At 69.0% G+C, this 22,096-nt stretch carries 20 protein-coding genes; 9 read left to right on the top strand and 11 right to left on the bottom strand.

What is annotated here, in order from left to right:
- Window positions 1-14 precede the first annotated feature (14 nt).
- The gene (locus EV192_RS41700) at window positions 15-362 is read left to right on the top strand and encodes a DoxX family protein (protein ID WP_132124269.1); all 348 of its coding nucleotides are present in this window, start codon (window positions 15-17) and stop codon (window positions 360-362) included.
- Here the strand turns inward: EV192_RS41700 and EV192_RS41695 are convergent.
- The 8 genes from EV192_RS41695 to EV192_RS41660 all read right to left on the bottom strand — a co-directional run bounded on the left by EV192_RS41695 (window position 353) and on the right by EV192_RS41660 (window position 10,616).
- Entirely contained in the window at window positions 353-2,173 is a 1,821-nt protein-coding gene (locus EV192_RS41695) for an adenylyl cyclase (protein ID WP_132124268.1), read from the bottom strand. The genes EV192_RS41700 and EV192_RS41695 overlap by 10 nt on opposite strands.
- A gap of 74 nt (window positions 2,174-2,247) precedes the next feature.
- On the bottom strand, window positions 2,248-2,637 hold the full coding sequence (locus EV192_RS41690) for a hypothetical protein (RefSeq protein WP_132124267.1): 390 nt from the start codon (window positions 2,635-2,637) through the stop codon (window positions 2,248-2,250).
- 375 nt (window positions 2,638-3,012) lie between these two features.
- Window positions 3,013-3,627, bottom strand: a complete 615-nt coding sequence (locus EV192_RS41685; protein ID WP_132124266.1) for a VOC family protein — start codon at window positions 3,625-3,627, stop codon at window positions 3,013-3,015.
- A gap of 47 nt (window positions 3,628-3,674) precedes the next feature.
- On the bottom strand, window positions 3,675-4,598 hold the full coding sequence (locus tag EV192_RS57000) for a polysaccharide deacetylase family protein (protein WP_207926630.1): 924 nt from the start codon (window positions 4,596-4,598) through the stop codon (window positions 3,675-3,677).
- Between the two features lie 131 nt (window positions 4,599-4,729).
- Window positions 4,730-5,362, bottom strand: a complete 633-nt coding sequence (locus EV192_RS41675; RefSeq protein WP_207926628.1) for a class I SAM-dependent DNA methyltransferase — start codon at window positions 5,360-5,362, stop codon at window positions 4,730-4,732.
- 16 nt (window positions 5,363-5,378) lie between these two features.
- The gene (locus EV192_RS41670) at window positions 5,379-7,967 is read right to left on the bottom strand and encodes a fibronectin type III domain-containing protein (protein WP_132124264.1); all 2,589 of its coding nucleotides are present in this window, start codon (window positions 7,965-7,967) and stop codon (window positions 5,379-5,381) included.
- A 351-nt stretch (window positions 7,968-8,318) separates the two neighbouring features.
- Entirely contained in the window at window positions 8,319-8,813 is a 495-nt protein-coding gene (locus EV192_RS41665) for a MarR family winged helix-turn-helix transcriptional regulator (protein ID WP_132124263.1), read from the bottom strand.
- A gap of 9 nt (window positions 8,814-8,822) precedes the next feature.
- The gene (locus tag EV192_RS41660) at window positions 8,823-10,616 is read right to left on the bottom strand and encodes an ABC transporter ATP-binding protein (protein ID WP_132124262.1); all 1,794 of its coding nucleotides are present in this window, start codon (window positions 10,614-10,616) and stop codon (window positions 8,823-8,825) included.
- Between the two features lie 193 nt (window positions 10,617-10,809).
- Here EV192_RS41660 and EV192_RS41655 point away from each other — a divergent pair, with 193 nt between their 5' ends.
- The 3 genes from EV192_RS41655 to qcrB all read left to right on the top strand — a co-directional run bounded on the left by EV192_RS41655 (window position 10,810) and on the right by qcrB (window position 13,304).
- A complete protein-coding gene (locus tag EV192_RS41655) occupies window positions 10,810-11,298 on the top strand; it encodes a hypothetical protein (protein WP_132124261.1) in 489 nt (162 codons plus the stop codon).
- Window positions 11,295-11,627 carry a winged helix-turn-helix domain-containing protein gene (locus tag EV192_RS41650; RefSeq protein ID WP_132124260.1) on the top strand — a complete coding sequence of 111 codons (333 nt, stop codon included), beginning with the start codon at window positions 11,295-11,297 and terminating at the stop codon, window positions 11,625-11,627. The genes EV192_RS41655 and EV192_RS41650 overlap by 4 nt, the downstream gene beginning before the upstream one ends.
- 150 nt (window positions 11,628-11,777) lie before the next feature.
- The gene (gene qcrB / locus EV192_RS41645) at window positions 11,778-13,304 is read left to right on the top strand and encodes a cytochrome bc1 complex cytochrome b subunit (protein ID WP_132124259.1); all 1,527 of its coding nucleotides are present in this window, start codon (window positions 11,778-11,780) and stop codon (window positions 13,302-13,304) included.
- On the opposite strand, the gene EV192_RS41640 is transcribed toward qcrB, so the two are convergent.
- From EV192_RS41640 to EV192_RS41630, 3 genes are read right to left on the bottom strand one after another with little or no spacing between them, the layout of a single operon-like run.
- The gene (locus tag EV192_RS41640; protein ID WP_132124258.1) at window positions 13,305-14,480 is read right to left on the bottom strand and encodes an FAD-dependent monooxygenase; all 1,176 of its coding nucleotides are present in this window, start codon (window positions 14,478-14,480) and stop codon (window positions 13,305-13,307) included. It abuts the gene before it with no gap.
- A gap of 24 nt (window positions 14,481-14,504) precedes the next feature.
- Window positions 14,505-15,233 (bottom strand): DUF6239 family natural product biosynthesis protein, encoded by a 729-nt coding sequence (locus EV192_RS41635; protein WP_165960903.1) that lies wholly within the window; start codon window positions 15,231-15,233, stop codon window positions 14,505-14,507.
- Window positions 15,212-15,769 carry a hypothetical protein gene (locus EV192_RS41630; protein WP_132124256.1) on the bottom strand — a complete coding sequence of 186 codons (558 nt, stop codon included), beginning with the start codon at window positions 15,767-15,769 and terminating at the stop codon, window positions 15,212-15,214. Before EV192_RS41630 ends, EV192_RS41635 begins: the two co-directional genes overlap by 22 nt.
- Before the next feature lie 370 nt (window positions 15,770-16,139).
- Here EV192_RS41630 and EV192_RS41625 point away from each other — a divergent pair, with 370 nt between their 5' ends.
- The 5 genes from EV192_RS41625 (at window position 16,140) to EV192_RS41590 (ending at window position 22,085) form a co-directional block, all read left to right on the top strand.
- Window positions 16,140-17,153, top strand: coding sequence for a S1 family peptidase (locus EV192_RS41625; protein WP_132124255.1), 1,014 nt, complete (start codon window positions 16,140-16,142; stop codon window positions 17,151-17,153).
- 131 nt (window positions 17,154-17,284) lie between these two features.
- Window positions 17,285-17,566, top strand: a complete 282-nt coding sequence (locus EV192_RS41620; RefSeq protein ID WP_243727404.1) for a hypothetical protein — start codon at window positions 17,285-17,287, stop codon at window positions 17,564-17,566.
- Between the two features lie 108 nt (window positions 17,567-17,674).
- Complete coding sequence (locus tag EV192_RS54330; RefSeq protein WP_165960902.1) at window positions 17,675-19,828, top strand: fibronectin type III domain-containing protein; 2,154 nt, start codon at window positions 17,675-17,677, stop codon at window positions 19,826-19,828.
- On the top strand, window positions 19,825-20,808 hold the full coding sequence (locus EV192_RS41595; protein ID WP_207926626.1) for an AAA family ATPase: 984 nt from the start codon (window positions 19,825-19,827) through the stop codon (window positions 20,806-20,808). Before EV192_RS54330 ends, EV192_RS41595 begins: the two co-directional genes overlap by 4 nt.
- A 158-nt stretch (window positions 20,809-20,966) precedes the next feature.
- Window positions 20,967-22,085: a DUF58 domain-containing protein gene (locus EV192_RS41590; protein WP_243727403.1), complete on the top strand. Its 1,119-nt coding sequence runs from the start codon at window positions 20,967-20,969 to the stop codon at window positions 22,083-22,085.
- Window positions 22,086-22,096 lie beyond the last annotated feature (11 nt).

Here is a 22,096-nt window from a genome sequence, read left to right as displayed (position 1 = left end):
GAAAGGAGTCCCAGGTGTTCACCGCCTACGTCGCCGTGGCGGCCGTGACCGCGGCCGTCAACATCGCGGCAGCCATCGCGAACTTCGTCCGTGCCAAGTCGATTCTCGAGAACATGACCAGCTACGGGGTACCGCGGTCGTGGCTGTTCTGGCTGGGCATGGCGAAAGCGGCCGGCGCGGCAGGGATCCTCGTGGGGTTCGCCGTCCCCGCGATCGGGATCGCGGCCGCCGCCGGCCTCGTGCTGTTCTTCATCGGCGCGGTCATCACCGTGATTCGTGCCCAGTGGTACAAGCACGTGCCTTTCCCAGGCACGTTCCTGCTGCTAGCCGCCGGAACGCTCGCGCTGACGGTTCACGGGTAGTCCGTGACGTCCACCGGGACACCGATCTTCGTGGTGTCAGCGGGACCGCCGACGCCGTTCACGACATGGTCGACCGTGCCCGCGCTGAGGTTGACGGTCATGATGTGGTGCAGCCGCACACCAGGTTGTGACGGGACCTCGAAGCCGTTCTCCGTGTGGATCGTCGGGTTGTTGTGGTTGAACACGTACACACCGGCGCCGTACAGGTGATGCGTTCGCACCCGGTCGCCCACCTTGTAACCCGCCCAGCCGTTGACACCGTTGTGCGTCCAGTCCGCCTGTGTCGGCGGATCGTACGGCAGTTCGTTCTGGTAGAGGACCGTCGTGCCGTCCTGGCCGTTCCACACGGTGTTGTACTGCTGGAAATGCTCCACGAACAGGCCGGTCGCGGTCACGTGGTCGCCGTTGACGACAACGCCGTTGCGGCCGATGTTCGTCCGCCAGCGTTCGGTGTCGGTGAGGCCCTCGACGCCGTGGTCCGCCCGCCACACCCAGGTGTGGTCGACGATCACGTTGTCACTGTTCACCTCCAGCGCGGTGGTGGCGCTGCCGACGTGCGGCCCGCCGACCCGGAAGTACACATCGGACAGTGTGGTCGGGTCGGCCGGCGCACTCCACCGAAGGCCGAACCGTTGGCCGACCCGCAGCAGCACCGGTGACTCCTGCGGGCCCGCGTCCAGCGTCACACCCGCGACCATGACACCGGGCACACCAGCGATGTCCAGCGGGATCGAACCGTGGCTCGCGGTGAGCGTGGCGTGCCCGATACCCAAGACGACTGTGTCCGGCCGCGTGACACGGATGCTGCTTGCGACGGAGTACACGCCTGGTGTGAGCAACAGGTTCTTGCCGGACGCGAGTTCCGCGTTGATGAGCCACACCGGGGTGGACGGCTTCGCCACGAAGAAGTCGGAAAGCGGCAGCGTGCGGCCGGGTGTCATGCCGTTCGCCCAGGACACGCCACGGCTGTCGGCCCGAACGGACGGCACGCGGACGTTGAACCGACCATGCGGGTCGACGAACAGGTACGGCTTCTCCCGGCTCACCGGCGTGGTGTCGAGCGTCGTGTACGGCGGGTTCGGGAACCCCGTCTCGGCCGGCGCGCCGACGACACCGGCGAACACCTGGTTCCACACGCCGTTGGACCAACCGGCGAGCTCGCTGTTACGCGTCAACCACTGCTGCTGCGACCCGTTGACCACCGAAGGCAGCCGGGAGTCGGCGATGAAGCCGCCGCTGGCGAACTGCGGGCCGGCCGTGCAGTAGTCCATCAGCGAGAGCGTGCCGCCGCTGATGTTCATGCGCCGCAACGACACCGCCTGCGACACCGCCCAGAAGTCCGCCGAGGCGCGGCACCCGTCCTGGCCGGCGCTGCTGATGGTGAGCGAGAGGTTGGCCAGGGTACGCCAGAAGTTCACCAGCGCCAGGCAGTTGCCGGTGCCGGCGTCGAGACACCGGTTGTACGTCTCGATCTTGCCGTTGACGACCACGTCGGTGGGGGAGGCGCCCAGGCCGGCGATCTCGGTGTAGTAGCCGACCTTGATCCGTAACGGGTGGTCGGCCGTGCCGTACGTGCCCGGCTTGAAGAAGAACGCGTACCGCTGGCTCCCCATCTCGTTGTCGACCTGCGTGGTGTGCACCGCGTCCAGAGCGGCCTGGATCTGGTCGACCGGGGTGGCGGGATCGAACACGGTGACGTTGCCACCAAGATCGGGTTGCTTGTCGGGGGCGGCGGTCGCGGGTGTCGTGGCGGCGGTCAGCAGGGCAAGGCCGAGCACGAGTACCGTGCCGAATCCGTGTCGGGTGCGCATAGGTCCCTCCAGGGTGAGAGCGCTCTCCCGGCTAGGTTTACCCCGAGGACCGGCCTGACACCATGGGTACGCGCTCAGCGGACCGTTCCGGGATACGTGCGGACCCCGTCAGCGCAGTAACACGGCGAGGTGTCCCCGTACGACGGTTGTTGCGATCCCGGGTCGGACTTCTGGCCAGCGAAGTACAGGGCGACGCCGATCGCGACCACCGCGACCGCGATCAGCACCAGGACCGTCCACACGATGTTCTTGCCGGTGTCGGCCGCGGAGTCGAACGCCGGCCGCGGGGGTGGGGGAGCGGGCGACCGAGCCGGCGGCGCCTGCCGGGTGTGGCCGGTGGCGTAGCGCCTGGACAGTTCCGCCTGCACCGACCGGAAGTCGGTGGCGGACAGTCCCGGACGGTGCAACAGGTCTTCGAGGTCTACAGTGGACAGATGGCCGTACCGGCCGGCGTCAGTGTTCATCGCGGGGCCCTACATTCCGAGTAGCCGGCGGACACGGGACGACGTGCGCGGCGCCAGCTGGAACCCGGCCAGCGCCTCCGCCGCGCCCCGAATGGATCGCTCGTTCTCGGACGATCAGCGAAATCGGATCGAACACCGTGACACTCCCCGGATCAGCGTGGCCGTGCTGATTACCTTTATCGCGACAAACCGCACGGACGCTACCCGGAAATGAATACACATCGCCGGCCGTGAAGAGGTGAAAACCGAACAGAGATCGCTGATGCGGGCCTGTGACCAGGGCTGAGCGGATGGTCGGATGAAATAGTCCGGGCGGACTGAAATGAAAGGGGGTCTCCGTATTCGGGAAAAGAATTCAGATATCGGGGTCGCGCGCTACCCGGGAATGACCTGGGACATGATCGCCGTGGTGTGCCCGTCGGGGTCGGTGAAGAACGCCATCCACTCCTCGATCCCGGACTCGTGCCGGAAGATCAGGTGCGGTGCGCCCAGGAAATCGACACCGCGCTCGCGGAGGTCGTCGTAGGCGGCACCGATGTCCGAAACGCGGAAATACAACACCGATTCCGATCCGGGCTCGCCGCGTTGCAGGTACAGCCGGACGCCGTCGCAGTCGAAGAACGCCAGATCGTCGAACGTGTAGAGGTGCTTGAGCCCCAGCACGTCGCCGTAGAACTCCTTGGCCCGGCCGAGATCCGCCACCGTGCGCGAAACCTGTCCGACTGGTCCCAACATCAGTTCCTCCTCTGGCCGCGTTCTCGCCGCGAGCGCGCTGTCGGCAGGGACGCCGGGCCACTGCCGCAACGCCGCGCGGTTCGCCAGGCCGAGCTTGGCCACCGCGTTGGCGACGTGGAACTTCACGGCGTCCAGGCTGACGCCGCGGCGACGCGCGATCTCGCTGTTGGTGAGTCCGTGCCGGACCGCGTCGGCCACCCGCCATTCGGCGGGGGTCAACTGGTCGGGGTGCCGCGGCCGCCCGCGCCGGCTCACGACGTGAGGCTAGCCCGGGAGGCGTCGATTTACCCTCCCCCGGCCGCTCAGGCCGGGAAGTCGAACTGGTAGCCGCGCGACACCAGCCACGGCAACACGATCCGCAGCGCCGCGACGGTCTGCCCGCGGTCACCGCCCGCGTCGTGCATCAACACGACGTCGTTCCGGCCGGCCTTCTGGACCGCGGCCACGATCGCCTGCGTGCCCGGCTTCGTCCAGTCCCGCGTGTCGATGGACCACGCCAGCGACTCCATCCCCAGGCTCTTGGCGATCCGCTGCACCGAGTCCGGGTCCTGGTCGCCGGCCGGGGAGAAGTTGCCCGCCGGGGCACGGAAGTACGACACCTGCGCACCCGGGGCCGCCGCCAGGATCGCCTGCCGCGCGTCCGCGATCTCGGCCCGCCGCGCGTCCGGCGGCAACTTCCGCAGGCCTTCGTTGTGGTGCATGGTGTGGTTGCACAGCGCGTGCCCGCCGGCGACGATCGCCCGCACCAGGTCGGGATGGGCCTGCGCGTTCACGCCGACCAGACAGAACGTGGCCTTGACGTGGTACTGCGCCAGCAGGTCGAGCACCTGCGGGGTCCAGGTCGGGTCGGGGCCGTCGTCGAACGTCAGCGCGACGTGCAGGCCCGGCTGCGGCTTGGTGTGCCCCACCACGGGATCCTGGCGGGGGATCGGCTGGCTGGTCGAGGTGTCCGGCGGGCCGCTGGACGTCGAACTGGTCTGGCTCGTGGTCGGATTCGTCGTCGTCGGGTCCGTGGTGGTGGCATCGGGAGCGGTCTTGCTGGTGGTCGGGTTGTCGGTGTGCGCGGGCGCGTTCCCCGCCGGTCCCTCGGCGTCCGGTTGGCTGGCGGTGGACGTTCGCGCGCTGCCGTTGGCGAGGGCCATGCCGTTGACCGGCGTCGTCCCGCACGCCGCCAACAGAATGGTGAGCGTCCCGACCAGTCCCGCCGCGACCGTCCGCATCCTCATCGTCCCAACCCCCTCGTGATCCGCTGTCATAGAGGGAGACGCGTCGACAGCCGACTGGTTGATCACACCTGTCGCGACGAGAGTCACGTCGGTTTTCGGACAACCCGCGTCGTGTGCCGCGCGTCTCCTCATCAGGTGCGACGACTCAGAATGTAAGCCCTCTGGGTCTCCACCTCGTGCGCGTAATTCGTCCGCTGCATGCGCATCTCGATTGAGAACCCCGTGCTCTCAAGGAGATCCACGATGTGCTCGGGATCGAGGAAGCGGAAGTCGACGTCCACGTCGTGCCCCCACCACTCGTCCAGATGCCGCACCTCGTCGCCGACGTGGAACGACACCAGGAACAAACCGGACGGCCGCAGGACCCGTCGAACCTCCTCGAACACCCCGGCCAGCTCGTCCGGTCCGACGTGGATGATCGAGTAAAGCGCGACCGCGGCGGCGAACTCGCCGTCGTTCGCGGGCAACGCCACCAGGTCACCGACGCGGAACTCCACCGACGGGAAACCGGCCCGGCCGGCCGCGACCATGCCCGGCGACAGGTCCACGCCGACCGTGGTCGCGCCCTGCTCGGTCAGCCAGGCGGCCACATGCCCGGGTCCGCAGCCGAGGTCCGCGACCACCCCGCCGGGTTCGGTCTGTTCCAGCACGGCCGTGAGCAACGCCCGGTCCAGCGGCTTGCCAGCCAGTTCGTCCCGCAGCCGGGCCAGGTATTCCTCGGCGACGGTGTCGTAGCTGCCGCGCACGGAGTCGTGATCCCCCATGCGCGACAGCATGCCATCACCGTGTCGTCACCGAAACCGAGGCCGGTGCGCCCACACCGGTGCCGGTGATCGCGGCGATGGTGAACGTGTACTTCGTCGCCGGCGCGAACCCGCCCATGGTCCGGGTCATGGTCTTGGTCGTCGGCTGGGTGACCAGGGCGTCCCGGCCGGTGACGGTGATGGTCCGGCCGTCGGACCCGGTGACCTGGTAGCCGATCACCGGGGTGTCGCCGGTGGCCGTCGGCGGGTTCCAGCGCAGGCTCACCGCGGACCCGTCGGCACGTGCCTTCAGGCTCGTCGGCGCCGCCGCGCTGACACCCGCCAACGGGCCGGGCGTAACCGGTGCCGCGGGCAGGGACTGCTCGCTGGTGCCGAACCGGTTGGTCGCCGCGACGGTGACTGTGTACGCGGATCCGTTGGCCAGTCCGGGAACCACCGCGTACCCGGTCTTGGCGAAGTCGTCCGCGCTGATTGTCGTGGTGACGCCGTTGGCGGTGACGACGTACGAAGTCAACGCGGAACCGTTGTCCGCGAACGTGGGGTTCCAGGTGACGTACAGCTTCCCGTCCGCGGCGAACGTGCCGACCCGCGACGGCGCCTCAGGCACCGAAGGCAGCGTGACCGGCTTCTGGAGCAGGTGACGGTACGGCGCTTCGAGACCGGCCGCGGCGATCACATCGGCGGGCGGGTTGCCTGCGAGGATGTGGTTGCCGCTGGTCACCACGCCTTTGTTGGTGCCGTCCGCGTCGCCTTGCTCCCAGTAGTTGCCCTGGATCAACGTCGGGTCGTTGTTGCGCAGGTCGTCCCGGTAGTCGACGTGCGTGGAGCCGACGCTGGCGTACGCGGCGTTGTACAGCACGTTGCCCTGCACGGTTTCGTACGTGCACCCGTTGTCGGTGTAGACGTTCTTGCCGAGTCCCCACTGGTCGTGGATGACGTTGCCGGTGACCTTCTCGCCGTCCGCCAGCGAGGTGCCGGTGATGCCCTGGGTGTAGACGCCGCCGCCGTCGTCGAGCATCAGCATGTAGTCGAAGATCAGGTTGTTCGACACGGCGTTGTCGTGCGACACGTTCGGCGTGGCCGGGCTGCCGATCTTGTCCGGCCACCCGCCCCAGCCCATCGAGATCGCCGAGTACGCGACATGGTCGATCTGGTTGTGCGTGATCGTGTCGTGCTGGCTGTACCCGTTGATGATCGCGACACCGCCGTGGAACTCGCGCGGCAGCGCGTACAGGTGGTTGTCGGCGACCGTGACGTTCCGGGTGATGTCCGCGTCGGTGCCCGGCTGCGGCTGGTCGACCCCGCCGATCGCGACGCCGTTGCCGGAGATGTCGGTGAAGACGTTGCCTTTGACGACGGCGTCCTGGCTGCCGTCGCCGAGGTCGAGCCCGGTCGCGCCGAGGTGCGTGAACACGCTGTCGCTGAACTCCACCCGCTGCCCGTGCTCGACGGAGACGTTGCCGGGTTCCTTGGTCCACGAGGCGTACGGGCACGTGCCGCCGTCGACGAACTGACACAGGCCCTGGGTGGCGTAGCCGGTCGGGCCGGTGATCGTGTAGCCGGCCTGGATCTCCGAGAACCCTTCCGGCGACGACGGCGTCAGCCAGGTCGCGTACTCGAAGTTGATGCCCCGGAAGGCGATGTCATGCACGGGGTTCCGCGCGGTGCCCTGCCCGTCGACGAGCTTCTCCAACGCGGGCATCTCGACGTCCCACAACGGCTCGCCGGGCCGCGGCATGTAGTAGACGGTGTGCTCGGACCGGTCGAGATACCACTCGCCGGGCTGGTCGAGCAGCTCGAAGCCGTTCTCCAGGTACGCGGGCCTGCGGTGGCTGGTCAGGTCGCCCGGCCCGACCATGTTCACGGTCCGGCCCGGGATGTTCGGGAAGACAACGCGTTTCGTGCTGTTGTCCCAACAAGGCTGGGCCATCGTGACCGTGGTGCCGTCGACCTTGCCGACCGGGCAGCGCGGCTCGGTCCACTGGCCGAGGCCGTACCGTTCGATGTTCCAGAGCACCTCGCCCGCGGTGTAGACCATCTCGATGTCACCGGGATTGCGCCAGTGCGCGAGGGTGTCCGCGGACGCGACGTAACCGGTGTCGGTGGCGGTCAACGTGACCGGTGACGTGCCACGGGCGCGTTGGGCCCGGATTCCGTTGACGTACAGCTGACGCGTGTTGTCCAGCCCTTGGGGCGCGGGGGCCGCGAACAATCCGGGCCTGCCGGCCACCGGACGCCAGCCGGTGACCTGCCTGCCGCCGCTGAGCACAGCCGCACCGGCGCCCTGCCAGATCACCTTGTGCCCGTTGACACCGGAGTCCCGCGCGTCCAACACCAGTGGCTCTTTCAGCCGGTACACCCCGGGCGCGAGGTGCACGGTCACGTCGCCGGTCATCCCCCTGCTGCGGGCGCGCACCAGGTCGCGAGCCCGCTGCGGAGTCCGCGCGGGCAGCAACGCCGAACCCGGCCCCTGATCGGTGCCCCACGGCGCGACGTACACGTCCTGGCTGAAGCGACCCTCCGCCGCGCCCGCACTCCCGGAGAAGACGGCGAGAGCGGCCACAGTGACCACCGCCGACCACGTCGCGAACTGCCGGTAACGCATCACGAGCCCTCCCGCAGTGGAGTGAACCGGCCCCAAACATAGGATCTCTTGCCGGTTCAGTCCACCTCCACTCGGGGGAACCTCGTGAATCAAGCCGGATTCATACGATGTCTGACGAGTGGGCGCTCGCAGGCGCTGGCATTTCAGACCGCTGCGGACGGGCCGTGGCGAATGGCACGGATGTCCCGTGTGCTGGCCGCCAGGGATGCCGTGCGGCTGGCCGCTGGTCGCCGTGCGGCCGGGGGCGCTGGGTTGCTGCCGTGTGGCTGGGGCGCTGGGTCGCCGTGCGGCTGGTCGCTGGGGATGTCGTGCGGCTGGTCGCTGGGCTTTGCCGTGCGGCGACGGCCGGGATCACACGTCCGCTACCCGCACCAGCAGTTCCGCGGCCAGTCCGAGCAGTTGCCGCTCGGTCGGGCTGAGTGCGCGTTCGAGCGCGCCGGACAGCCAGCGTTCCCGGCTGCTGGTGTACTGCCGCATCACCGCGCGTCCGGCCGGGGTGATGTCGATCAGGGACCGCCGTCCGTCGGCCGGGTCCGGGGCTCGGGTGATCAACCCCCGCTCGGTCAGGGACGCCAGGATCCGGGTCAGCGACTGCGGCTGGATCCGTTCGGCGTCGGCCAACTCCTTCGGGGTGTGCGTGCCGGCCCGGATCAGCCGGCTCAGCACGGCCAGCACCGTCGGGCCGGGGCTGCCGGCGTCGCATTCGGCCCGCATCCGCCAGTTCAACCGCCCGACACCCTCCCGCACGGCCCGCGAGAGCCGGGCGAGTTCGGCGTCCGCGCTCAGCTCACGGGCCGCCTCGCGTACCTCGTCGGACTGGCCGGCCAGGATGTCGGGTTCGGTCATTCCGTCAGACTATGGGGTGTCCCCGTGGACCAGGCGGGTGTAGCGCCCGTCGAGCGCCAGGAGTTCCTCGTGGGTGCCGCGTTCGGCCACTCGACCCTCGTGCAGCACCACGATCTGGTCCGCGCGCTCCACCGTGGACAGCCGGTGCGCGATGGTCAGCGTGGTCCGCCCGGCGGCCAGCCGGTCCAACTCGGCCTGCACCGACCGTTCGGTGCGGGTGTCGAGCGCGCTGGTCGCCTCGTCGAGGATGAGGACCGGCGGGTTGCGCAGCAGGATCCGGGCGATCGCGATGCGCTGCTTCTCGCCACCGGAGAAGCGGTACCCGCGCTGGCCGACAACGGTGTCGTAGCCCTCCGGCAGCTTCGCGATCGTGTCGTGGATGTGCGCCGCCTTCGCCGCCTCCTCGATGTCCTCGTCCGTGGCGTCCGGCTTCGCGAACCGCAGGTTCTCCCGCACGGTGTCGTGGAAGAGGTACGTCTCCTGCGACACCATCCCGACCCCGTTGGCCAGTGACGCGAGCGTCACGTCACGGACGTCGGTGCCGTCGATGCACACCTGGCCTTCGGTCACCTCGTACAGCCGCGCCACCAGGTACGCCAACGTCGTCTTCCCAGACCCCGTCGAACCCACCAGTGCCGTCGTGGTGCCCGCACGGACGTCCAGATCGATGCCCTGCAACGTCCACGGCCCGTCCTCGTCGTAACGGAACGAGACGTCCCGCATCGACACCGCACCGCCGCGCACAGTCAGTTCGCCAGCGCCCGGCCGGTCCGCGATCTCCACCCGCAGGTCCAACACCTCGAAGATGCGCGCGAACAGCGCCTTCGACGTCGCGACGTTCTGCCCGATCGACTGCATCGCGCTGGCCGGCGCGATCAACCGGTTCATCATGCTGGTGAACGCGACCACAGTGCCCAACGAGATCGCCGACGCGCCGCCGGCCAGCGCCAGCCCGGCGATCCAGTACACCAGGGCCGGGATCACGGTGAGGCTCATCGTCCGTGATGCGATCTGCCACCGTCCGGCCATCGCGGCACTGCGCTCGAGCGCGGCGATCTCCCGCGACTCGGCGCCGAACCGGTCGCGCATCAACTTCTCGTTGCCCATCGTCTTGGCCAACAGCACACCGGTGACCGACAACGACTCCTCGACCATCGTGGTCAGCCGCGCCATCCGCCGCGTGCGGCCGCGGGCCAGCGTCCGCCGTTTCTTGCCCAGCCGCAGCGTGAACAGCAGGAAGAGCGGGACGATCACCAGGCAAAGCAGAGCCAGCTGCCAGTCCAGGATGAGGATCGCGGTCGCGATGGCGACGGTCGTGGTCGCGTTCTGCACGATCGACCCAGCGGTGGTGGTGATCACGTTGTCGACACCGCCGATGTCGTTGAAAACCCGCGACAGCACCTCGCCGCTCTTCGTCCGGGTGAAGAACGCGAGCGACATCCGCTGCAGATGGCCGTACACCGACACACGCAGGTCGTTCATCACGCGCTGGCCGATGGTGTTGGACAACCCGGTGGTCGCGACACCGAGCGCCGCGCTGCCGACCGCGGCCACAATCATCCCGCCGGCCAGCAAACTGACCAGGACGGGATCCCGATGGGGGAGCGCGTCGTCGAGGATCGCGCGTAACAGGAACGGCGACACAACGCCAAGCCCGGCCTGCACCACCAACAGCCCGAACAGCCCAGCCATCGGACCGCGATGCGGCCGGAACAACCCAGCGATCCGGCGCAACGGGACCGGCGAGTCGGTGTCGGTGTCCGGCTCGGCGAGCGTCGGCCGGGCCGCGGTGGCAGAAGTCATACGCATATGTTTACTTGTTTCGCGAACCATGGCGAACGCTTTTCGCCACCAGCGGGAATGCGGCGATGCCCAGCCCGTGATGTAGTACGCATATGCGCACTAATCGCCCATTGAGGGCGAGTGGGTCGACAACTTGCGAGCTGGGAAGCCGCCGTGTACTTTCCTAGTAGGAAAGTACTGTCGAGGAGGGAACATGAACGACCAGATCGATCCGGAAGACGCCGCGCGCGCACTCAGCGAGATCGGCCGGCGGCGCGAGCAGGTGATCCGACGGCGGGCCATCCCCGGCTGGTACTGGTGGGCCAATGCCGTCCTGATGATCGCGCTCACCGCGGCCGTCGAGTCCCGGAGCGGCGTGATCCTCGGGATCGGCATCACCCTGTTCGTGGCCGGCTCGCTCGTCATCCACAGGCCGGTGTCCCGCGCGGCCCGTAGTGCCCCGCTGCGTCGCGGCCTTGTCGGCCCGGGGTCCGTCCGAAGGTCGCTGGTCGGGTTAGCGACCTTGTTGGTGGTCCTGGCCGGCGTGTCGCTGGCGACCCTGCTCAGCCTGAAGGCGGCCGGAGTGCCCTATCCGGCGACAATCGCCGTCGCGGTCACCGCGGTGGTGTACGCGGTCGGCTGGCAGATGCTCATGCGGTACGAGACGGCCATCCTGGTGCGCCGGTCCAGGAGCCAGGGATGATCACGCCCAGGTTCGACGAGCTGATCCACGCGCCCACCCGGCTGTCACTGGTCGCTTTCCTCGCCGCGACCGAATGGGCGGACTTCGCGGTCCTGCGCGACAGCGTGGGCCTGTCCGACTCCGCCCTGTCCAAACAACTCACCACGCTGGCGGACACCGGCTATGTCGAGATCCGTAAGGCGTTCGTCGGGAAGCGACCGCGCACGTCGGCCCGGCTCACCGCCGACGGCCGGACCGCCTTCGACCGGCATGTGTTGGCGCTCCAGGAGATCGTCGCCGGCGCCGGCGGGTCGGTGGTCCCATCCAGCCGGTCGTCCGAGCAGCCGTAGCGCGGCGTCCGACAGTGAACCGGTCGCTGGCGCGTTCACCCGGCAGTGCCTTTTCGGTGTCGCTTGACCGGGTTGAGGTGTAGGCTGGCTACAGGTCGTCTGGGCTGCTCAGCGGCTCGGGAACTCAGGTGGGAATCGCAGGTGGGGGTTATGGCACAGCGATCACCGGTGAAGAAGATGGCGGCGGGGGCGGCGGACTGGGCTGACCAGCGGTACCGGCTCGCCGGGGGTCTGCGTCGACAGTTGAACAAGGTGTTCCCGACGCACTGGTCGTTCCTGCTCGGCGAGATCGCGCTGTACAGCTTCATCGTGCTGTTGCTGTCCGGTGTGTACCTGTCGTTGTTCTTCGACCCCTCCATGCAGGAAGTCACGTACAACGGGTCGTTCCAGAACATGCGCGGGGTGTCCATGTCCCGCGCGTATGAGTCCGCGCTGAACCTCTCGTTCGAGGTGCGCGGCGGGCTGTTCGTGCGTCAGGTGCACCACTGGGCCGCATTGCTGTTCATGGCGGCCATCGTGCTGCACATGCTGCGCGTCTTCTTCACCGGCGCGTTCCGGCGGCCGCGGGAGACCAACTGGGTGCTGGGCATCCTCATCTTCTTGCTCGGCTGCATCGAGGGGTTGTTCGGGTACTCGTTGCCGGACGACCTGTTGTCCGGCGGCGGCCTGCGGGTCACGTCGTCGCTGATCATGTCGATACCCGTGATCGGCACGTGGGCGCACTGGTTGTTCTTCGGCGGCGAGTTTCCCGGGACCGACGTGATCCCACGCATCTACTCCCTGCACGTTCTGCTGATACCTGGGATTCTGCTGGCGTTGATCGGGGTGCACGTCGGGTTGGTGTGGTACCAGAAACACACCCAGTTCCCGGGGGTGCGGCGCAAGGAGGCGAACGTTGTCGGCGTGCGGATCATGCCGTACTTCGCGCTCAAGGCCGGTGGGTTCATGGCGGTGGTCGTCGCTGTGTGCGCGTTGCTCGGCGGGCTGTTCCAGATCAACCCGATCTGGAACTTCGGGCCGTTCAACCCGGCGCACATCTCCGCGGGCACCGTGCCGGACTGGTACATGGCGTGGACCGACGGCCTGCTGCGACTCTGGCCGGCCTGGGAGGTCTACATCGGACCGTACACGATCCCGGCGCCCTTCTTCCCCTTCATGGCGGGACTGCCGCTGCTGACCGGGATCGCCGCGGTCTATCCGTGGATCGAACGCCGGTTCACCCGGGACCGCGCGCACCACAACCTGTTGCAGCGGCCCAGGGACGTGCCGGTACGAACGAGTCTCGGCGCGATGGCCGTCACGTACTTCATGGTGGCGCTGTTGGCCGCGGGCAACGACGTGATCGCGGACAAGTTCGACATCTCACTCAACGCCACCACGTGGATGGGCCGGATCGGCCTGCTCCTGTTGCCGCCTTTGGTGTACGCCGTCACCTATCGGATCTGCCTTGGCCTGCAACGATCCGACCGGGAGGTGCTGGCGCACGGCATCGAGACCGGGATCGTCAAACGGTTGCCGCACGGCGAGTTCATCGAGCTGCACCAGCCGCTCGCCGACGGCCCGCTGCCGTACCAGGGCGCCAGAGTGCCCAAGAAGATGAACAAGCTCGGCGCCGCGGGCGAACCGCGCCAGGGTTCGCTGCTGTCCCCGGACCCGGCCGAGGAGATCCGCGCGTAGTCACGGCCGGTTCTCCACAGTGGCGCGGTAGGCGCTGGTGATCGCCCGGAGCACGGCGGCCTTGTCGCCGGCCGAACGGCCGGCGACGTGCCGCTGGTCGTTGTGCATCTTCCGGTTGGCCAGCACGACCTCGGTGGTGACCGGACGCCGGACAGCCTCGTAACGCGCCAACGCCGCCGCCACGCCGTCACCCTTGTCCAGTTCGGCGGCGAGGGTGACGGCGTCCACGATCGCCTGGGAGGCGCCGTTCGCGCCGATCGGGTACATCAGGTGTGCGGCGTCGCCGAGCAGGGTGACCCGGCCCTTGCCCCACGTGGCCAGCGGGTCGCGGTCGACCATCGGGTAGTACAGGATCTCGCGGCTGCCGGCGAGCATCGCCCGGATGTCGAGCACACCGAGGTCCCAGTGCCCGTAGTACGGCAGCACGTCGTCGATCCGGCCCGGCCGCTCCCAGTCGACGTCCCCGGCCGGCCCGACCTCCGCCGGCACCAGGCACACCCAGTTCACCAAGGCCGTGCCCTGCTCGGCGTGCCGGGCGGAGATCGGGTACGCGACCAGCCGGGTGGTCTGCTCGTCGTTGGCCAGCATCATCGTGCGCCCGTCCAGGAACCCTTGGGGCATCTCGGTCAGCCCACGCCACATGTGCGTCCCCGCCGCGGACAGCCGAGCCTGGTGCGGATGCAGCCGGGCACGGACGGCCGAATGCAGCCCGTCGGCGCCGACGAGCGCGGCGGCCTCGAACTCGCCGACGTCACTGACGACCCGGACGCCGTCGTCGGTCTGCTCGAACGACCGAACGCGAGCACCGGTCCGGACCGCGTCGGGACCGAGGCGCTCGCGAACCGCGTCCAACAGCAGCAGTTGCAGCTCACCACGATGGATCGAGTACTGCGGGTGCTCATGCCCGGCGTCCAACCCGCGCGCTTCCGTCCAGAGGGTGGCGCCGGCCTGGTCCAGGTACAGGTGCTCGCGGGTGCGTATCCCGGTGGCGTTGAGCGCGTCGCCGAGCCCGAGCGCGGTCAGTTCGGCGATCGCGCCCGGTTGGACGTTGATCCCCACCCCGAGCGGCTTGATCTGGCCGACCGCCTCCAGCACGGTCACCCGCATGCCACGGGCATGCAGCGCCAAAGCCGTGGTCAGGCCACCGATCCCGCCCCCAGCGACCACGATGTCCATGTCGGTGCGCCCCCTCGATGTCAGTCAGACCGGCAGCACAAGGGAATCACGTCGACCACCGGAACCCCTTAAGGACTTCGGTGTGACAGTTGGACGTCCTTGACCGTCCTCAATGGAGGACATCAGGGTCAACGCGACGTTGGGGTCCGTTTGCCGGAGGACAGTGGCGTGGGCCGCGCCGCCGACCATGGCGACGGCGAGTACTGCGGCCTCGATCTGGAGCAGTACGCGCAGCCATCGGCCTCGTGGGCGGCATACCGTGAACCAGGACAGGCTCACCAGCGCGAACACCGTTCCGGTGTAGACGATCGCGGCCGCGTCCCGACCGCCGGTCAGCCAGCCGCGGGCGAACTCGGTGAACGCGAACCCGGCCGCGACAGACACCGGCCACGGCGCGAGAGCGCTGGCCCGACGAACAGCGGCCGCGAAACGCTCGTCCCTGGACAGGATCACGAACAGCGGGCCGGCGGACGCGGCGAGCAGAAGCACCACGACCTGCGCGGGGACGTCGACCCCATCGGTCAGCATGAGCGTCAGGACCACGCTGACCGCGGCGGTCGCCGCGATGGCAGCGGTGGCAGTTCGCCCAGTTGGGGGCATGTACGCGCGGAGCATCGCGAACCCGGCGACAACGGGTACAGCCACCAGGAACGCGATCCGCAACACCAGCGGACCGATGTTGATCGGGACGGTCAGGATGTGGCTGTGTTGGGCGGAAAAACCCAGCATGGTCACGCGTGGGCGAGCGCGCACGTACACCGCATCCGCGCTCGTTCCTCGGCCCGGGGCCGCAGATGCAGGACCATCGCGATCACCATCGGGATGAACACAATGGTGTTGTAGAACAGATGTAGTTCGACCCGCGGGAACAGCAGCTGGGCGATGCTGGTGGGCACCGGCTTACCCAGGAGGTAGCTGTGGGTGATCGCCTGCACCAGCAACAAAAGGTGTTCGACGTGATGCCACACCTGAATCCACAGCGCCACGTTCCACCAGGTCCGAGCCCGTCCGACAAAGCCGCCGCGCAGCGTCCACAGGCCGATCAACATCAGGATCGCGTAGCCGTAGTGCAACCACTCGGACGTCACCAGCCACGGGTAGGCGAGCCCCAACAAGCCGCCGGCCTGCGGGCGCGGCCAACCCAGCACCCAGATCTGGATCGCCTGGGCCATGTGCTCCGCCCAATGGGCCAACACAATGAACGAGAAGACGTACAGCGCCGGCCGGTGCCATCGGGTGTTGCCCAGTTCGAGTAAGTGTCCGCGACCTGACGTGAGTTCCGCTGTCATGGCGCCTCCCCAGGCTCGCCGATGAGCACCTCGCACCGAAGGTAGTTGTCCCCTTAGATCGACACAAGCGCCCCAACACCATTGGGCAATCCGGGAGAAGTCCGGCCACAGCGCCTTGGGGTTCAGTCGGGGTTCCCGGCCGTTGCCGGCAGGCGCTTGAGATTGGACCGGGCCGTCTTCCGGTTGTGCGACGGCCGTCACAGGGGCGCGATGTGGGGTTGAAATGTCTTGATCGCGAGGATTTCGCACGGCATCGCATACTTTAGTCGGTGGCGAGATAACGTACTCGGAAATCAATCTGTTATGTGTCCACTGGAGATGGCCGATCGGAACGGCCGGCTCCAGACCCTGCATATCATCGAGGACACGTATGACAGTTCGGAAAAACTATGTGGTAATCACCGCGCTTTCCGCCGCGGCTGTGGTCGCCGGGGTGTGCGCCCCGACGGCGTCGGCGGATCCGTTGATCGCCGCCCGAGCCCAGCGGGCCGCCCTCAGCCAGGCCGTCCAGGTCGCCGGTGGGTTGGGTGCCGCGTTCGGCGGGATCCACCTGGAACACGGAAAAGCCGTGGTCAACGTCCTTGACGACGCGGGCGCGCAACGCGTCCGGGCCGCCGGTCTGACCGCGCGAAAGGTGAAACACAGCTACACCCACCTGACCGGCGTCAAGAAGGCGCTGGACGGCGTCCACAATGTCCCCCAGACCGCCTGGGGCATTGACACAAGGAACAACCAGGTCGTGGTCACCGTCTACTCGGCGGCCACCCAGGCGGTTACCGACACGGTCACCCAGGCCGCCGCGAAATACGGCGACAGTGTGCGGGTCGAACACCGGACCGGCAAGCTGGAATTGCACATCGCCGGTGGTGACGCGATCGAGAACGACCAGGGCCGCTGCTCACTCGGGTTCAACGTCGTGCGCGACGGACAGCCCTACCTGCTCACCGCGGGCCACTGCACCAACCTCGGCGGCACCTGGTTCGGCGGCGACGTCGACGGCGCCGAGGTCGTGGCGAGCGACTGCCCCGGCGCCGACTCCGGCCTGCTGACCCGCCCGAACGGCACCGGTCCCGGCGAGATCAACACCGGCCAGCCGATCACCGACGCCCGCGACCCGTTCGTCGGCGAACAGATCCAGAAGATGGGTTCCACCACCGGTGGTGGCGGCGGCGAGGTCACCTCGGTCGACCAGTCGGTGAACTTCGACGTCGGCGTCCTGGACCACGAGTTCGGCACCACGGCCCACACCGACCACGGTGACTCGGGCGGTCCGGCGTACGACGGCGAGATCGGCCTCGGCACCCTCTCCGGCGGCGACACCGAGACCAGCTTCTTCTACCCGTTGACCCTGGAACTGCAGTCCTACGGCCTCAGCCTCGCCTGAGCCGTTCCCCCAGACCGGGAGCCCGGCGTTGTCCGGGCTCCCGGTCGATCTCACCGGACGGCATGGCACCGCTGTCGGTTCGAGTATCGTGCGGTGTGATCAGGGACTTGGATTCCTCTTTGGACGCAGATGTGACCCGACAGGTGTTCGGTGAGCCGTACGAACGGCCGGACGGGACCGTCGTCATCCCGGTCGCCCGAGCCGCCGGCACCCGGTGGGGCACGGCCAGGGCGATCGGGGTGTTCGTGATCCACGACGGCAAGGCCACATGGGTGCCCGCGGTCGACACGACCCGGGTGACGTCGCTGGCACTGTCGATCGGGCTGGTGGCCGCGTTCTTCTCGACGATCGCCATGGTCCGCCGGCCACCGTGGCCGAACGTGTCGATCCGGATGACCCGGCACGAGTCCTAGCGGTCAGCGTCCGGCGGAAACCGCTCGCCGAGGAAATAGTCGTTTCCGATGATCGGATCCGGATGTTCCCGTAGGATGCCCCGCGAGGTCGGGAGAGGGGCCAGTGCTGTGCGACGTCACGTTGCTTCGGGGCTAAGGCGGATCTTCGGCAGGCGCGGGTCGGCGAGCTTCGGAGCCGCCGCGCTTGGGGTGGTGTTACTCGCGGGTGCTGCGCTCGGCAGCGGTCTGGCGCGTACGGCGGTCGACGTGACCGACGGGCTGACTTGGCTGCCTGACAACCCGCGTGGCGAGGTCGTCCAGGTCAACCCTGGGTCCGGCCGGCCGGAGACCCGATTACAGGTCAGCGGCGGCGACGCGCAGCTCGACATCACCCAGAAGGACGGCCTGCTGGTCGTCCTCGACCGGCGGACCGGTCAGATCACCAGCATCGACCTGGCCACCCTGTTGGCCAGCGGCCGGCGCTCCGGCACACCGGGCGCCACCAGCAAGGTTCTCGTGTCCGACGGCCGTGTGTACATTGTAGACCGGGCCGTTGGGGCCATTCACAACGCCGACCCGACGACCCTGGTCGACGTCGGCCCGCCGTGGCAGGCCGGTGGGCCACTGGCCGACGCGGTGGTCGACGACAAAGGCGTGTTGTGGGCCGTGGACCAGGATGGCACCCTGCACGCGCTCACCTGGTCGGACCCAGATTCGCGGTTCGTCGAACAGTCCAGCCGGCGCATCACCGGCGCCGGACCGCACACAGTGCTTGTGCCGCACCACAATGGCGTGACCCTGCTGGATCTCGGCAGTGGCGTGGTCGTCCAGGAAGGCACCGGACAGGACGTCAACACCACGACCCTGCAGCTGCCAGGTGACGTGCTGGGCGCGCGGACCAGCCCGGCCGCGCTGGTTCCGGCCGCGGTGCCGGACTCCGCCACGGTGGTGATCGTCACCGGGGACCGGGTCATCCAGGTGGACGTCGGCGCGCTCGGCTGCGCCAAGCCGGGGCGCCCGGTTGTCTTCCGTGACAAGGTCTACGTGCCGTGCCTCGGCGAGAACCGGGTGGTCCTGATCGACCGGTCCGGCCAACGCGCCGGGCCCGACGTGCGCACCTCCGGCTCCGGCGACCCCGAGCTGACCGTGGACGGCGGGCAGTTGTTCATCAACACGCCCGGCGGTGACCAGGGTGTGCTCGTCGACGCGGACGGCAACACCAGCCAGATCACCGTGCGCAGCCCCGATCTTCCTGTGGTGAACCCCGACCGTCCGCCTTCGCCCACCGTGCCCGTCCCACCGCCACCGCGGCCGCCACGGCAGCAACCGGACAGCGGCGGCGGCACCACCAGCGTTGCCCAACCGACCACCGGGCCGTCGAGTCCGCCGCCGTCCAGTTCGGGGCCGGGGCTGACGAACCAGTTGCCGTCGGCGCCGCCCGGCGTCACGGTCGCCTTGCAGGGCCGCACCACGGCCGAGTTGACGCTCACCGTCAGTTGGGGCGCCGCCGCGGACAACGGCAACCGGGTCACCGGCTACAGCGTCGTCGCTTCCGGCGGGTTCCCTGGTGGCAGTCGCAGCACTCAGACGACCGGCACCAGCGCCCAACTGACCGTGCCGTGCGGCGGTTCCTTCTGTTCCTCCGGCCGTCTCGATGTTTCGGTGACCGCGGCCAACAACGCCGGAACCGGCCCGCCCGGAACCGGTTCGTGGACCGTGCCGCCGCAGGGGACCACTCCACCGCCTCCGCCGTCCAGCAGTCAGCCACCTCCGCCGCCATCGACGACGCAGCAGCCACCGCCGCCGCCTCCGCCATCGTCGACCACACCGCCGCCGCCACCTCCGGCGACGGTGCCGACCGCCGGCTCGGTGGTGATCACTGGTGTGGCGAACACAGGCGCGTACAGCAGGAAGCTGGCGCTGACACCGCCGTCGGACTGGGCCACCCACAACGGTTCCTGCGAAGTGGTCAACAAGACGTTCGCGTACCAGTACTCGATCGCGTGCTCGGCGACGTCCGTCGATGTCGACGTGGACGTCGGCGTCAACCAGTTCGTCGTCCGGGCGCACGCGCGCGACGGCAGCCGGTCGGTGGACTCCGCGGTCCGCTCGGTCCGGGTGATCGACCGGGACCCGATGTGCGGCAAGGTGCAGTGCTTCCGGTCCGACGTGCCGGCGCCGAGCCCGGTCGGACCGGCGGACGCGGGCCTCGGCCTGCTTGCCGCCGCCGCGCTGTTCGGCATCCGCGACCGTTGGCGTAGCAAGGGAAACTCGACGACATGACGATGACGACCGGCGCGGCGATCGGCGAACACGAGATCGCCGCGTTCCGGCAGCTGCACTCGCAGGTGGCCGACGCGGTGGAGACCGCGTTGATCGGCAAACGGGACATCGTCGACCTGGTGCTGGTGGCGATGTTCGCCGGCGGCCACGTGCTGCTCGAAGACGTGCCGGGCACCGGGAAGACGACGTTGGCGCGGGCGGTCGCGAGCGCGCTCGGCGGCCAGTCCCGGCGCGTGCAGTTCACGCCGGACCTGCTGCCGTCGGACGTCACCGGGACCTCGGTGTACGACCCGCGCAGCGGCGAGGTCCGGTTCCGGCCGGGACCGGTGTTCGCGAACGTCGTGCTGGCCGACGAGATCAACCGCGCGGCGGCGAAGACCCAGTCCGCTTTGCTTGAGGTGATGGAGGAACGGACCGTCACCGTCGACGGGGTGGCGCACCCGGTGGGCGAGCCGTTCCTGGTGGTCGGCACCCAGAACCCGATCGACCTGGACGGCACGTACCGGCTGCCCGAGGCGCAGCTCGACCGGTTCATGCTGCGGACGTCCATCGGATACCCCGCGCAGTCCCATGAGCTGGACGTGCTGCGACCGGGCAGCGGCGCCGGACGCGTCGCGTTCGTGCCGACCGTGACCAGCCCGCAGATCGTTGTCCAGTACGGGAAGTTGCTGTCCACTTTGCACGTGGCCGAGCCGATCCTGCGTTATGTGGCCGAAATCGGCGCCGCCACTCGGGAAGCGGCCAGGCTACGGCTCGGCGCGAGCACCCGTGGGTTGCGCGCGCTCGTTCGCTGCGGCCAGGTTTACGCGGCCGCGCAGGGCAGGCATTTCGTTGTGCCCAGCGACATCCAGCGCCTGGCCGGGCCGGTGCTCGCGCACCGGCTGGTGCTCACCAGGGAGGCGGTGCTCACCGGTGTCTCCGGCACAGAGGTGCTCGAGGACGCCGTCAGCACCGTGCCGGTGCCCCGGCCGGAACCGTGACTTCCCGGCGGACTTCCCGGGGTGGGGGTGGGCTCGCGGCTGTGATGTCGCGGTCGACTTCCCGAGGTACGCGTGGGCTCGCGGCTGTGGCTTCGCGGTCGACTTCCCGGGGCGCGGGTGGGCTCGCGGCCGTCACTTCCCGGCTGACCTTTCGGGGGGTGGGCACGCTCGTTCTCGGCGTGTCGCTGGGCGGGTTGGGGATCTGGTCCGGGTACCCGGGGCTGACAGGTTTCGGAGCGGCGCTGGTTGTGCTAGCAGTGACAGGATTCTGCTCGGTGCTCCGGCCGATACCGGTGACCGCCCGGCGTGATGTGCGGCCGCGGACCGTGCCTCGGCTCGGCATGTGCGTCGGAACCCTGGAGCTGACCTGCACCAGCCGTCGGTTCGCGGTCCAGGTGGACGCGGTCGACTCGGTGGCCGGCCACCCGGTCGCGGTGGCCACCCGGATGCTTGAGCCGGGCGAGCGGGCGGAGGCGGAGTACCGGATTCCCACCGAACGCCGTGGCATCTCCCGGGTCGGCCCCCTTGTGTTGCGGCGCAAGGGTTTCGCTGGCATGGCGACCTCGCGGGCAGTGCTGGCGGACACAGTCGACGTCCGGGTCGTACCCCGGGTGCTGCCGGTCCGCGGCCTGCCCTCAGGTGTCCGACGCGGCCACGTCGGCGCCGACGAACGCGTCGAGCACGGCGGCACAGACCTGGTGGGGCTGCGCGAGTACGTGCCCGGCGACGACCTCCGAAGACTGCACTGGGCAACGAGCGCACGCACCGGAACCCTGATGGTCCGCGAGGACGCCGACCCAGCGCGTCCCCACCTGGCCGTCCTGCTCGACGACCGCCCCGACCCCGTCGCCTTCGAGGACGCGGTGGAGGTCGCCGCCTCCCTGCTGACCGCCGCGATGGCCGCCGGACACCCCGTGCGGCTCATGTCCACCTCCGGGTCCGTGGACCTGGAAGCACCCGCCGGGGCACCGGGGATCGGCGGCTCGACCGCCGACCCGCTCCTGGCCGCGCTCGCCGACCTGCAACCCCTTGGCGGGTCGGCGAGCGCACCCAACCACCTGCCCACCCGGGACCTCGACGTGGTGGCGGCGATCGCCGGCTCGACCGCGGACCTGGCGCCCCTCCTGCTCGACGCGGGCCGGGCAGCGGTGGGAGTGGTGCTGGTGGTGGACCCGACCGCGAAAGTCTCGACCTCGGCGATGGGCTCGGTGCTGGTGCTGCGCGCACCGAAGGCGGAAGACCTGTTGGCGGCCTGGGACACGGCGGTGGCACGGTGAACGAGGGTGGC

Source organism: Actinocrispum wychmicini, assembly GCF_004345645.1.
Lineage (GTDB): Bacteria > Actinomycetota > Actinomycetes > Mycobacteriales > Pseudonocardiaceae > Kibdelosporangium > Kibdelosporangium wychmicini.
Note: the sequence above shows the minus strand (reverse complement) of the source record. Positions and strands in the feature narration are given on the sequence as shown.

What these genes read in the sequence shown, in the direction of transcription:
- EV192_RS41625 (WP_132124255.1), top strand. Translation starts at nt 16,140, where the DNA reads ATGACAGTTCGGAAAAACTATGTGGTAATCACCGCGCTTTCCGCCGCG.
- EV192_RS41695 (WP_132124268.1), bottom strand. Translation starts at nt 2,173, where the DNA reads ATGCGCACCCGACACGGATTCGGCACGGTACTCGTGCTCGGCCTTGCC.
- EV192_RS57000 (WP_207926630.1), bottom strand. Translation starts at nt 4,598, where the DNA reads ATGAGGATGCGGACGGTCGCGGCGGGACTGGTCGGGACGCTCACCATT.
- EV192_RS41595 (WP_207926626.1), top strand. Translation starts at nt 19,825, where the DNA reads ATGACGATGACGACCGGCGCGGCGATCGGCGAACACGAGATCGCCGCG.
- EV192_RS41655 (WP_132124261.1), top strand. Translation starts at nt 10,810, where the DNA reads ATGAACGACCAGATCGATCCGGAAGACGCCGCGCGCGCACTCAGCGAG.
- qcrB (WP_132124259.1), top strand. Translation starts at nt 11,778, where the DNA reads ATGGCACAGCGATCACCGGTGAAGAAGATGGCGGCGGGGGCGGCGGAC.
- EV192_RS41690 (WP_132124267.1), bottom strand. Translation starts at nt 2,637, where the DNA reads ATGAACACTGACGCCGGCCGGTACGGCCATCTGTCCACTGTAGACCTC.
- EV192_RS41650 (WP_132124260.1), top strand. Translation starts at nt 11,295, where the DNA reads ATGATCACGCCCAGGTTCGACGAGCTGATCCACGCGCCCACCCGGCTG.
- EV192_RS41675 (WP_207926628.1), bottom strand. Translation starts at nt 5,362, where the DNA reads ATGGGGGATCACGACTCCGTGCGCGGCAGCTACGACACCGTCGCCGAG.
- EV192_RS41630 (WP_132124256.1), bottom strand. Translation starts at nt 15,769, where the DNA reads ATGACAGCGGAACTCACGTCAGGTCGCGGACACTTACTCGAACTGGGC.
- EV192_RS41660 (WP_132124262.1), bottom strand. Translation starts at nt 10,616, where the DNA reads ATGACTTCTGCCACCGCGGCCCGGCCGACGCTCGCCGAGCCGGACACC.
- EV192_RS41670 (WP_132124264.1), bottom strand. Translation starts at nt 7,967, where the DNA reads ATGCGTTACCGGCAGTTCGCGACGTGGTCGGCGGTGGTCACTGTGGCC.
- EV192_RS41665 (WP_132124263.1), bottom strand. Translation starts at nt 8,813, where the DNA reads ATGACCGAACCCGACATCCTGGCCGGCCAGTCCGACGAGGTACGCGAG.
- EV192_RS41640 (WP_132124258.1), bottom strand. Translation starts at nt 14,480, where the DNA reads ATGGACATCGTGGTCGCTGGGGGCGGGATCGGTGGCCTGACCACGGCT.